The sequence below is a fragment of the Mycobacterium sp. E1214 genome (assembly GCF_001666755.1).
Taxonomy (GTDB): Bacteria; Actinomycetota; Actinomycetes; order Mycobacteriales; family Mycobacteriaceae; genus Mycobacterium.
In genome coordinates this window covers 25,767-37,408 of record NZ_LZJC01000093.1, presented here as the reverse complement: position 1 = coordinate 37,408, position 11,642 = coordinate 25,767, and the positions used below count along the sequence as shown (strand labels likewise).

General features: G+C 70.6%; 11 protein-coding genes. 10 read left to right on the top strand and 1 reads right to left on the bottom strand.

Features of this window, described 5'->3' with window-relative positions:
- Nucleotides 1–4 precede the first annotated feature (4 nt).
- Complete coding sequence (locus A5700_RS13000) at nucleotides 5–463, bottom strand: peroxiredoxin (protein ID WP_068066949.1); 459 nt, start codon at nucleotides 461–463, stop codon at nucleotides 5–7.
- Nucleotides 464–556: 93 nt separating this feature from the next.
- Here A5700_RS13000 and A5700_RS12995 point away from each other — a divergent pair, with 93 nt between their 5' ends.
- The 10 genes from A5700_RS12995 (at nucleotide 557) to A5700_RS12950 (ending at nucleotide 11,633) form a co-directional block, all read left to right on the top strand.
- Entirely contained in the window at nucleotides 557–2,098 is a 1,542-nt protein-coding gene (locus tag A5700_RS12995) for an anthranilate synthase component I (RefSeq protein WP_068066946.1), read from the top strand.
- Nucleotides 2,088–2,777, top strand: coding sequence for a TIGR02234 family membrane protein (locus tag A5700_RS12990; RefSeq protein ID WP_068066131.1), 690 nt, complete (start codon nucleotides 2,088–2,090; stop codon nucleotides 2,775–2,777). The genes A5700_RS12995 and A5700_RS12990 overlap by 11 nt, the downstream gene beginning before the upstream one ends.
- Before the next feature lie 103 nt (nucleotides 2,778–2,880).
- Nucleotides 2,881–3,699 carry an indole-3-glycerol phosphate synthase TrpC gene (gene trpC, locus A5700_RS12985; RefSeq protein ID WP_068066128.1) on the top strand — a complete coding sequence of 273 codons (819 nt, stop codon included), beginning with the start codon at nucleotides 2,881–2,883 and terminating at the stop codon, nucleotides 3,697–3,699.
- Between the two features lie 68 nt (nucleotides 3,700–3,767).
- A complete protein-coding gene (gene trpB, locus A5700_RS12980) occupies nucleotides 3,768–5,030 on the top strand; it encodes a tryptophan synthase subunit beta (RefSeq protein WP_068066125.1) in 1,263 nt (420 codons plus the stop codon).
- Entirely contained in the window at nucleotides 5,027–5,836 is an 810-nt protein-coding gene (gene trpA, locus A5700_RS12975) for a tryptophan synthase subunit alpha (protein WP_068066122.1), read from the top strand. Before trpB ends, trpA begins: the two co-directional genes overlap by 4 nt.
- Nucleotides 5,833–7,245: a prolipoprotein diacylglyceryl transferase gene (locus tag A5700_RS12970; protein ID WP_068066119.1), complete on the top strand. Its 1,413-nt coding sequence runs from the start codon at nucleotides 5,833–5,835 to the stop codon at nucleotides 7,243–7,245. Before trpA ends, A5700_RS12970 begins: the two co-directional genes overlap by 4 nt.
- Before the next feature lie 24 nt (nucleotides 7,246–7,269).
- Complete coding sequence (locus tag A5700_RS12965; protein ID WP_068066116.1) at nucleotides 7,270–7,707, top strand: DUF2752 domain-containing protein; 438 nt, start codon at nucleotides 7,270–7,272, stop codon at nucleotides 7,705–7,707.
- 65 nt (nucleotides 7,708–7,772) lie between these two features.
- Complete coding sequence (gene pyk, locus A5700_RS12960; RefSeq protein WP_068066113.1) at nucleotides 7,773–9,191, top strand: pyruvate kinase; 1,419 nt, start codon at nucleotides 7,773–7,775, stop codon at nucleotides 9,189–9,191.
- A 16-nt stretch (nucleotides 9,192–9,207) separates the two neighbouring features.
- Nucleotides 9,208–10,113, top strand: coding sequence for an acyl-CoA thioesterase II (locus A5700_RS12955; RefSeq protein ID WP_068066111.1), 906 nt, complete (start codon nucleotides 9,208–9,210; stop codon nucleotides 10,111–10,113).
- Between the two features lie 131 nt (nucleotides 10,114–10,244).
- Nucleotides 10,245–11,633, top strand: a complete 1,389-nt coding sequence (locus tag A5700_RS12950) for a bifunctional lysylphosphatidylglycerol flippase/synthetase MprF (RefSeq protein ID WP_068204795.1) — start codon at nucleotides 10,245–10,247, stop codon at nucleotides 11,631–11,633.
- The last annotated feature ends 9 nt before the right edge of the window (nucleotides 11,634–11,642 follow it).

The window sequence follows — 11,642 nt, the reverse complement described above, 5'->3', positions numbered from 1 at the left end:
GTCGCTAGGAGCGGCCGCGCAGCGCGGCCAGCGCCTTGTCGGCGTGGCTGTCCATGTTGAACTCGCTGGAGATCACGTCGAGGACCGTGCGGTCGGTGTCGATGACGAACGTCGTGCGCTTGACCGGCAGCAGCTTGCCCAGCAGGCCGCGCTTGACGCCGAACTGGGCGGCCACGGTGCCGTCGGCATCCGAGAGCAGCGGGTAGTCGAAGTTGCGCAGGTCGGCGAACTGGGCCTGCTTGTGCACCGGGTCGGCGCTGATGCCCACCCGGTTGGCACCGACGGTGGCGAATTCGGCCGCCAGGTCGCGGAAGTGGCAGGCCTCTTTGGTGCACCCCGGTGTCATCGCCGCCGGGTAGAAGAACAGGACGACGGGTCCGTCCGCCAGCAGGTCGCTGAGCTTGCGCGGGGTTCCGGTCTGGTCGGGCAGTTCGAAGTCCGCCACGGTGTCGCCAGGTTTCATGGCGTGAGCGTAGCCCCGGGGCGATTGCCGTGGCGAGCAGCGCGGCGGCGTCACGCGCGCGAAGCCGGGTCCGGCGTCTGGGAAGATGGTTCGGTGCAAGCCCACCTCGCCGCGACGACCTCACGAGAGGATTTCCGCCAGCTGGCGGCCGAGCATCGGGTGGTCCCGGTGACCCGCAAGGTGCTCGCGGACAGCGAGACGCCGTTGTCGGCCTACCGCAAACTGGCCGCCAACCGGCCGGGGACCTTCCTGCTGGAATCGGCCGAACACGGCCGGTCCTGGTCGCGGTGGTCGTTCATCGGCGCCGGGTCGCCCTCGGCGCTGACGGTGCGCGACGGCGCGGCGGTCTGGCTGGGTGCGGTGCCGCAGGACGCGCCGACCGGCGGCGACCCGCTGCACGCGCTGCGGGCGACACTGGAACTGCTCGCGACGGCCGTGTTGCCGGGGCTGCCGCCGCTGTCGGGCGGCATGGTCGGCTTCTTCGCCTACGACATGGTGCGCCGCCTCGAGCGCCTGCCCGAGCTGGCGGTCGACGACCTGCGGCTGCCCGACATGCTGGTGGTGCTGGCCACCGACCTCGCGGCGGTGGACCACCACGAGGGCACCATCACGCTCATCGCCAACGCCGTGAACTGGAACGGCACCGACGAACGGGTCGACGAGGCCTACGACGACGCGGTCGCCCGGCTCGACGTCATGACCGCGGCGCTGGGCCAGCCGCTGTCGTCGACGGTCGCGACGTTCGACCGGCCCGAGCCGCGGTATCGCGCGCAGCGCAGCGTCGAGGAGTACGGCAAGATCGTCGACTACCTCGTCGAGCAGATCGCCGCGGGCGAGGCCTTCCAGGTGGTGCCGTCGCAGCGCTTCGAGATGGACACCGACGTCGACCCGATCGACGTGTACCGGATGCTGCGGGTCACCAACCCCAGCCCGTACATGTACCTGTTCCACGTTCCGGACGCGCGGGGCGGCACCGACTTCTCGATCGTCGGCTCGAGTCCGGAGGCGTTGGTCACCGTCGCCGACGGCACCGCCACGACGCACCCGATCGCCGGTACCCGGTGGCGCGGCGAGACCGACGAGGAGGATCAGCTGCTGGAAAAGGAGTTGCTGGCCGACGAGAAGGAGCGCGCCGAGCACCTGATGCTGGTCGACCTCGGCCGCAACGACCTGGGCCGGGTCTGCGCGCCGGGCACCGTGCACGTCGAGGACTACAGCCACATCGAGCGCTACAGCCACGTCATGCACCTGGTGTCGACCGTGTCCGGAACGCTTGCCGAGGGCCGCACCGCCCTGGACGCGGTGACGGCGTGCTTCCCCGCGGGCACGCTGTCCGGCGCGCCGAAGGTGCGGGCCATGGAGCTCATCGAGGAGGTCGAGAAGACGCGCCGCGGCCTCTACGGCGGGGTGGTGGGCTACCTCGACTTCGCCGGCAACGCCGACTTCGCGATCGCCATCCGCACCGCGCTGATCCGCGCGGGCACCGCCTACGTACAGGCCGGGGGCGGGGTGGTCGCCGACTCCAACGGGCCCTACGAGTACACCGAGGCGAGCAATAAGGCCCGCGCGGTGCTCAACGCGATCGCCGCCGCCGAGACGCTGACCGCCCCGGACGCGGGTCCCGATGACTGTTGACCCGAGGTCCCGGCGTCCCGGCCGGCGGCTGATCGGCAGCGCCCAGGTGCTGCTGGTCGTGGCCGCGGGCGCGCTGTGGGCGTCCGCCCGGCTGCCGTGGGTGGTGGTCCGGTCGTTCGACGGGCTGAGCCCGCCCAAAGAGGTGGCGCTGTCCGGTGGCGCCTGGTCGACGGCGTTGCTGCCGCTGGCCGTGCTGCTGCTGGCCGCGGCGGTCGCGGCGCTGGCCGTGCGCGGCTGGCCGCTGCGGGCCCTGGCGGCGCTGCTGGCGCTGGTCAGCCTGGCCGTCGGCTACCTGGGCGTCAGCCTGTGGGTGGTGCCCGACGTGGCGGTGCGCGGCGCCGAGCTGGCGCACGTCACGGTGATGTCGCTGGTGGGCAGCGAGCGGCGGCACTGGGGCGCCGGTGTCGCGGTGGCTGCCGCCGCGGGCGTCCTCATCGCCGCCGTGCTGCTCATGCGGGCGGCCGGGGATCGCGGGTCGGCGCGCGTGAGCGCGGAGCGGTACGCGGCGCCCGCGACGCGCCGTTCGATCGCGCGGCAGGACCCCACCGAGGCAGGGGCGGACGAGCCGGGGACGGCGGACTTGTCGGAGCGGATGATCTGGGACGCGCTTGACGAGGGCCGCGACCCGACGCGGGAGCCGACCGACCCGTCCCACCGGTCTGACACCGAGGGTCGGTGATGGGCCGCGAGCCGGGTGCCGCTACCCTTCATGGACGTCGTCGCGATCGGCTTGGGGACAAGTGGGCGGCCGTAGGGTGACGGTGGGAAGGGAAGCGACAAGCATGAGTCCGGCAACCGTGCTTGACTCCATCCTCGAAGGAGTCCGGGCCGACGTTGCCGCGCGCGAAGCGCTGATCAGCCTGTCCGAAATCAAAGCCGCCGCAGCCGCTGCGCCGCCACCGCTCGACGTGATGGCCGCCCTGCGTGAACCCGGAATCGGCGTCATCGCCGAGGTCAAGCGCGCCAGCCCGTCGGCGGGTTCCCTGGCCACCATTGCCGATCCGGCGAAGCTGGCCCGGGCCTACGAAGACGGCGGCGCCCGAATCATCAGCGTGCTCACCGAGGAACGGCGATTCCGCGGCTCGCTCGACGACCTCGACGCGGTGCGGGCCGCGGTGTCGATTCCCATCCTGCGCAAGGATTTTGTGGTGCAGCCCTATCAGATCCACGAGGCGCGAGCGCACGGTGCCGACATGCTGCTGCTGATCGTCGCCGCGCTGGACCAGTCGGCGTTGGTGTCGATGCTGGATCGCACCGAATCACTGGGCATGACGGCGCTGGTCGAGGTGCACACCGAGGCGGAGGCCGACCGGGCGCTCAAGGCCGGCGCCAGCGTGATCGGCGTCAACGCCCGCGATCTGGCCACCTTGGAGGTGGACCGGGATTGCTTCGCGCGCATCGCTCCCGGCCTGCCCAGCAAGGTGATCCGGATCGCCGAATCCGGCGTGCGCGGTACCGCGGACCTGTTGGCCTACGCCGGTGCGGGCGCCGACGCCGTGCTGGTCGGTGAGGGTCTGGTGAAAAGCGGTGACCCGCGCGCCGCTGTCGCCGACCTGGTCACCGCGGGCACCCACCCGTCCTGTCCGAAACCGGCTCGCTAATTGCTCGTCGACGTGCCCGGCGCTGAAACGTTGAACCCGATGAGCCCTCTGCGCGTGGAGCTTTGGTAATGGTCGACGCCTCCCTTCCGGGCCTTCCGCTGCCCAGCGCGGCCATCGCCGAACCGACTCGGCACGAACCGGACTCGGCCGGGCATTTCGGCGTCTACGGCGGCCGCTACGTCGCCGAGGCGCTGATGGCGGTCATCGAGGAGGTCACGGCCGCCTACGAGAAGGAACGGATCAACCCCGACTTCCTGGACCGGCTGGACCGCCTGCAAGCCAACTACGCCGGCAGGCCGTCGCCGCTATACGAGGCGGCGCGCCTGTCCGAACACGCCGGCGGGGCGCGCATCTTCCTCAAGCGAGAAGACCTCAACCACACGGGATCTCACAAGATCAACAACGTGCTCGGTCAGGCGCTGCTGGCGCAGCGGATGGGCAAGCACCGGGTGATCGCCGAGACCGGCGCCGGTCAGCACGGGGTGGCGACGGCGACGGCGTGCGCCCTGCTCGGCCTCGAGTGCGTGATCTACATGGGGGCGGTGGACACCGCCCGGCAGGCGCTCAACGTGGCGCGGATGCGGCTTCTGGGGGCGCGGGTCGTGTCCGTCGAAAGTGGTTCGCGCACACTTAAAGACGCTATCAACGAGGCGTTCCGGGACTGGGTCACCAACGCCGACACCACCTACTACTGCTTCGGCACCGCGGCGGGCCCGCACCCGTTTCCTGCCATGGTGCGCGACTTCCAGCGCATCATCGGCCTCGAGGCGCGCGCCCAGATCCAGGCGCAGGCGGGCCGATTGCCCGACGCTGTCGTCGCCTGCATCGGCGGCGGTTCCAATGCGATCGGTATCTTCCACCCGTTCATCGACGACCCCGCGGTCCGGCTGGTCGGCTTCGAGGCGGCCGGCGACGGCGTCGAAACCGGACGGCACGCGGCCACCTTCACCGGCGGCTCGCCGGGGGCGTTCCAGGGGTCGTTCTCGTATCTGCTGCAGGACGAGGACGGGCAGACCATTGAATCCCATTCCATCTCAGCGGGATTGGACTATCCCGGCGTGGGTCCCGAGCATGCTTGGCTCAAGGACACCGGCCGCGCGGAATACCGGCCCGTCACCGACGTGCAGGCCATGGACGCCTTCGGCCTGCTGTGCCGCACCGAAGGAATCATCCCCGCCATCGAGTCCGCCCACGCCGTGGCCGGTGCCCTGCAACTGGGCGCCGAGTTGGGGCCCGGCGCGATCGTCGTGGTGAACCTGTCGGGCCGGGGCGATAAGGACGTCGCGACGGCCGCGCAGTGGTTCGGGCTGATGGAGTCCGATCAGCAATGACGCTCAAGCAAAGCGAGGCGAGCCGGCTCGAGTCGGTCTTTCAGTCGTGCCGTGCGGACGGCCGCGCGGCGCTGATCGGCTACCTGCCCACCGGCTACCCCGACGTCCGCTCTTCCGTCGACGGGATGGTCGCACTGGTCGAATCCGGTTGCGACATCGTCGAAGTCGGGGTGCCTTACTCGGATCCGGGGATGGACGGCCCAACCATCGCCAGGGCCACCGAAGCGGCGCTGCAGCGCGGTGTGCGCGTGCGCGACACGCTGGCCGCGGTCGAGGCCATCAGCTCCGCGGGCGGCAGCGCCGTGGTGATGACGTACTGGAATCCGGTGCTGCGCTACGGCGTCGACGCGTTCGCCCGCGACCTGGCGTCGGCCGGCGGCCACGGCCTGATCACCCCCGACCTGATACCCGAGGAAGCCGGCCAGTGGTTGGCGGCCGCGCAGGAGCATCGGTTGGACCGGATCTTTCTCGTGGCGCCGTCGTCGACGCCGGAGCGGTTGGCGTTGACGATCGAGGCGTCGCGGGGCTTCGTCTACGCGGCGTCGACGATGGGCGTGACGGGAGCCCGCGACGCGGTGTCGAACGCCGCGCCCGAGCTGGTGCGCCGGGTGAAGGCCGTGTCCGACCTGCCCGTCGGTGTCGGGCTGGGCGTGCGGTCGCGCGAGCAAGCCGCAGAGATCGGCCGCTACGCCGACGGCGTGATCGTGGGTTCGGCGCTGGTGTCGGCGTTGGGTGACGGGGGGCTACCGGCTTTGCGCGCACTGACTGAGGAACTCGCCGCCGGTGTTCGGGCGGGCGCCTCGTGACCACGCTGCTCGCCTACTTCCCGAGCCCGCCGCAAGGTGTGTGGCACCTCGGCCCGCTGCCGATCCGCGCCTACGCGCTGTTCATCATCGCCGGCATCGTGGCCGCGTTGCTCATCGGCGACCGGCGCTGGGAGGCCCGCGGCGGGCAGCGCGGAGTCATCTACGACATCGCGCTGTGGACGGTGCCGTTCGGGCTGCTCGGCGGCCGGCTCTATCACCTGGCCACCGACTGGCGCACGTATTGGGGCCCCGGCGGCGCGGGATTCGGTGCGGCCGTGCGGATTTGGGACGGCGGCCTGGGCATTTGGGGCGCGGTGGCCCTCGGTGGGGTGGGCGCCTGGATCGGCTGCCGGCGCCGCGGCATTCCGCTGCCGGCGTTCGGCGACGCGATCGCCCCCGGCATCATCCTGGCCCAGGCCATCGGCCGCCTCGGCAACTACTTCAACCAGGAGCTCTACGGCCGGGAGACCACCGTGCCGTGGGGCCTGGAGATCTTTTACCGGCGCGACCCCTCCGGGTATATCGACCCGCACTCGCTGGACGGCGTCTCGACGGGCCAGGTGGCCCTCGTCGTGCAGCCGACGTTCCTCTACGAACTGATCTGGAACCTGTTGGTCTTCGTCGCGCTGCTCTACATCGACCGGCGGTTCACCTTGGGTCACGGTCGCCTGTTCGCCGTGTACGTGGCGGGCTACTGCGTGGGCCGGTTCGTCGTCGAGTTGCTGCGCGACGACACGGCAACGCACATCGCGGGCATCAGGATCAACTCGTTCACCTCGACGTTCGTCTTCATCGGCGCCGTGGTGTACCTCATGGTGGCGCCTAAGGGTCGTGAGGATCCCGAGACGCTGCGCGGCATCGACGACGCCGAGGCACCGGCGGAGCCGGCGACGGTGGCGCTGGCCGGCGAGCAGGGCGGCGCGACGGCCGAGACCACCGCGCTCGGCGGTGCGGGGACGGACGCCCTGGCGGCCGAGACCCCGGATGGCGAGGAGACCCCGGAAGGCGCGGAGACCGCGGTGGCGCCGGTGGCGGCCGAGGCGGAACCGACGGCGACCGACGCCGCGGAGCCGGACGCCGAGCCCGAGACGGCGCGGGCGCCGGAGGCCGAGGCCGAGGCCGCGGAAACCACGGCGGCCGAGGCGGTGCAGGAGCCGCAGGGGGAGCCCGAGATCGCGGACACCGCCGTGGCGCCGGTGGCGGCCGAGCCCGACGCCGTGGAGCCCGAGATCGAGGCGGCCCAGGCGCGCGAGGAAGAACCCGCGGCCGAGGAGGCGTCGGCGGCGAAACCGACCGCCGACGAGCCCGCCCCGGTGCCCGACGAGCCCGCAACAGACGAATCGGACGCGGCGGGGGAGCGCAACCCCCGCAGGGGCTGGCGGCTGCGCGGCGGGAAGCAGCGGCCGTAGCGCGCCGTCTGGCAAGCTGACATCGTGGCCGACAGCCATGAGATCGCCCCCTCCGGGCACCCGCACGCCCACCGGCGGCACCGCGGTTACGTCGCAGCCGGCACGACGGTCGCCCTGGGCGGCGCCCTCGGCTACATCGGGCTGGTCGACCCGCACGACACCCGCTCGGTGTATCCGCAGTGTCCCTTCAAGTGGCTGACCGGCTGGGACTGCCCGTTCTGCGGCGGCCTGCGCATGACCTACGACCTGCTGCACGGGCATCTGATGGCCAGCGTGGCCGACAACGTCTTCGCGCTGATTGTCATCCCGCTGTTGGCCGGCTGGGTGGTCGCCCGACGCGGCCGCGGCAAGCCGGCCCTGTCCGCTCCGGCGCTGGTGGCGGCGGTGATCGCGACGGCCGCGTGGACGGTGCTGCGGAATCTGCCCGGCTTTCCGTTGGTTCCGACAATTTCCGGCGGGTAATCGTTCACCGCGCGGCAGCCGATAAGGCGGGCCGCGGTGGCCCGGCGCGACTATGCTGGGTCGGCGTGAGTAGACGCGGAAAGATCGTCTGCACCCTTGGCCCTGCGACGAATTCGGACGAGTTCATCTTGGCGCTGGTCCAGGCGGGAATGGATGTCGCGCGGTTGAATTTCAGCCACGGCGACTACGCGGATCACAAAGCCGCCTACGAACGCGTCCGGTCGGCCTCGGACGCCACCGGCCGCGCGGTCGGCGTGCTCGCCGACCTCCAGGGCCCCAAGATCCGGCTCGGGCGCTTCGCGACCGGCTCCACCTTCTGGGCCGACGGCGAGACCGTCCGCATCACGGTCGCCGACTGCGAGGGCACCCACGACCGGGTGTCCACGACCTACAAGAAGCTGGCGCGCGACGCCGCCGTGGGCGACCGGGTGTTGGTCGACGACGGCAAGGTCGGCCTGGTCGTCGAGGGCATCGACGGCGACGACGTCGTCTGCACCGTCGTCGAGGGCGGCCCGGTGAGCAACAACAAGGGCATCTCGCTGCCCGGCATGAACGTGTCCGCCCCGGCCCTGTCGGAGAAGGACATCGACGACCTCACCTTCGCGCTCGACCTGGGCGTCGACCTGGTCGCCCTGTCTTTCGTGCGGTCGCCGTCCGACGTCGAGCTGGTGCACGAAATCATGGATCGGATCGGGCGCCGGGTGCCGGTGATCGCCAAGCTCGAGAAGCCGGAGGCCGTGGACAACCTCGAGGCGATCGTCCTGGCCTTCGACGCGATCATGGTCGCCCGCGGTGACCTCGGCGTCGAGCTGCCCCTCGAAGAGGTGCCGTTGGTGCAGAAGCGGGCCATCCAGATGGCCCGCGAGAACGCCAAACCGGTGATCGTGGCGACGCAGATGCTCGACTCGATGATCGAGAACTCGCGACCCACCCGCGCCGAGGCCTCCGACGTCGCCAACGCCGTGCTCGACGGCGCCGACGCCGTGATGCTCTCGGGCGAGACATCGGTGGGCAAGTACCCGCTGGCGGCAGTGCGGACCATGTCGCGGATCATCTGCGCGGTCGAGGACAACTCCACGGCCGCCCCGCCGCTGACGCACGTGCCGCGCACCAAGCGAGGGGTGATCTCCTACGCCGCCCGCGACATCGGCGAGCGGCTCGACGCCAAGGCGCTGGTGGCGTTCACCCAATCCGGTGACACCGTCAAACGGCTGGCCCGCCTGCACACCCCGCTGCCGCTGCTGGCGTTCACCGCCTGGCCGGAGGTGCGCAGCCAGCTCGCGATGACGTGGGGCACCGAGACGTTCATCGTCCCGATGATGGACTCCACCGACGAGATGATCCGCCAGGCGGACAAGTCGCTGATGGACCTCGGCCGGTACAAGCGCGGTGACCTGGTGGTGATCGTCGCCGGCGCGCCACCTGGCACAGTGGGGTCCACCAACCTGATCCACGTGCACCGGATCGGGGAGGACGACCTCTAGAGATCAAGGAGCGCCCGTGCCGGCCGGCGAGCAAAAACACGAAGCCGCGACAGACCACCCCGACTTCGACGAACTGCTGGCCATCCTTGAGCTCGACCGAGTCGCCGACGACGTCTTCGTCGGCACGCATCCCAGCAAGAATCCGATGCGGACGTTCGGCGGCCAGCTCATGGCCCAGTCGTTCGTCGCGAGCAGCCGCACCCTGATCCGCAACACCCTGCCGCCCAGCGCGCTGTCGATCCACTTCGTCAACGGTGGCGACATCACCGCCGACATCGAGTACCGGGTCACCCGGTTGCGCGACGAACGGCGCTTCGCCAATCGACGCGTCGACGCGCTGCAGGACGGCACGCTGTTGTCGTCGGCGCTGATCTCCTACATGGCCGGCGGCCAGGGCCTCGAGCACGGCGTCGAGCCGCCGCCGGTGGGTGAACCGCACGCGCAGCCCACCATCGGCGAATTGTTGCGCGGCTACGAGGAGACCGTCCCGCATTTCGTCAATGCGCTGCAGCCGATCGAGTGGCGCTATACCAACGACCCGGCGTGGGTGATGCGGCAGAAGGGAGACCGGTTGCCGCACAACCGGGTGTGGATGAAGGCCCTCGGCCCGATGCCCGACGACCCCGTCCTGCACACGGCGGCGTTGGTGTATTCGTCGGACACCACGGTCCTGGACTCGGTGATCACCACCCACGGCCTGTCGTGGGGGTTCGATCGCATCTTCGCGGCCTCGGCCAATCATTCGGTGTGGTTTCACCGCGCGGTCGACTTCGACGACTGGGTGCTGTACTCGACAACGTCGCCGGTGGCGGCGGACTCGCGCGGACTGGGCACCGGGCACTTCTTCGACCGTTCCGGGGACCTGCTCGCCACGGTGGTCCAGGAGGGCGTGCTGAAATATTTCCCGCCCTCTGCGCGCTGATCGGGCGCACTTCGCGGGTCCGATTCCGGCCGCCGGGTGCATAATTGGCGTAGGTCGCCGTCAGCCGGGTATGCGGTGCGCGGGTGGGCACGAGAGCCGTCCACCTGACGCCGGCGTACTGGGAGGTCAGTGTGAGCGCGCCATCGACGAAGTCCACGACCAAACCCCCCGCGGCCGAACGCGTTGTCGTATCGGTCGATTCGCCGGCCGCGCGACTGGCCGGCGCCCTGGCGTTGTTGGGGGCCGCCTGCTGGCTTCTGCACGTCGTCGCGCGCCATCACACCCAGCCACAATGGCGTGACGCCGACCGGCTGGCCTGGTCGGCGACGGTCCTGATCGCCGTGGTGTTCATCGCCCGCGGCATCTTCTTGAACCGCCCCGTGACGGCGCTACATGCCTGCGGCGCAGCACTATTGGTGATCGCCGGCCTCGGGTTGCACGTCCTGTCCTTTGATCGACTGGGTGATGTCGCGATCGCCGCCTCGGGCCTGGCGTTGATGTGGCCGACGGCCTCGCGTGCCACCCCCGGCGACCTGCCCCGGGTGTGGCGGCTGGTCGACGCCACCCGCGGTGATCCGTTGGCGCCGTTCGCCATGCAGACCGGCAAGAGCTATCGGTTCAGCCGCGACGGCCGGGCGGCCCTGGCCTACCGGACGCGGTGGGGCTTCGCCGTGGTCAGCGGTGACCCGATCGGCGACGAGACCCAATTCGCCTCCCTGGTCGACGACTTCGCCGCCCACTGCCACACCCACGGATGGCGCATTGCGGTGGTGGGCTGCAGCGAAGGGCGGCTGCCGCTGTGGACGGCGCTGCGACAACCGTTGCGGCCCGTCCCGATCGGCCGCGACGTCGTCGTCGACGTCGCCACCTTCGACATGGTCGGCCGGAAATTCCGCAATCTGCGCCAGGCGGTACAGCGCACCCACAACTGCGGCATCACCACCGAGATCATCGCGGAGCAGGAATTGCGCGAGCCGCAACTGGCCGAATTGGTCGACGTGGTAAGGGATTCGACGAAGGGTGCCCACGCCGACCGGGGGTTTCACATGAACCTCGATGGGGTGCTGGAGGGCCGATTCCCGGGCGTCCGGCTGATTCTCGCCCGCGACGCCGCCGGCACCGTCCAGGCGTTTCACCGCTTCGCCACGGCCGGGCGCGGCGCCGACGTCACCCTCGACGTCCCGTGGCGGCGCCGCCACGCTCCGAACGGACTCGACGAGCGGCTCACCGTCGACATGATCATGGCCGGCAAAGAGTCCGGCGCGCAACGGGTTTCGCTGGCGTTCGCCGCATTCCCGGAGATCTTCGACCGCTCCGACGGCGGCTTGACGCACCGCGTCGTGTACGCGCTGACCCATCTGTTGGATCCGCTGATCGCGCTCGAGTCGTTGTACCGGTACGTGCGCAAGTTCCACGCGCTCGCCGGCCGCCGCTACGTGCTGATCACGTGGACCCAGATCGTCCCGTTGCTGTTCGTGCTGCTGTCGCTGGAGTTTCTGCCCCGACGCCGACGTCTGTGACGGCGACGC

What these genes read in the sequence shown, in the direction of transcription:
- A5700_RS13000 (WP_068066949.1), bottom strand. Translation starts at nt 463, where the DNA reads ATGAAACCTGGCGACACCGTGGCGGACTTCGAACTGCCCGACCAGACC.
- A5700_RS12990 (WP_068066131.1), top strand. Translation starts at nt 2,088, where the DNA reads ATGACTGTTGACCCGAGGTCCCGGCGTCCCGGCCGGCGGCTGATCGGC.
- trpC (WP_068066128.1), top strand. Translation starts at nt 2,881, where the DNA reads ATGAGTCCGGCAACCGTGCTTGACTCCATCCTCGAAGGAGTCCGGGCC.
- trpB (WP_068066125.1), top strand. Translation starts at nt 3,768, where the DNA reads ATGGTCGACGCCTCCCTTCCGGGCCTTCCGCTGCCCAGCGCGGCCATC.
- trpA (WP_068066122.1), top strand. Translation starts at nt 5,027, where the DNA reads ATGACGCTCAAGCAAAGCGAGGCGAGCCGGCTCGAGTCGGTCTTTCAG.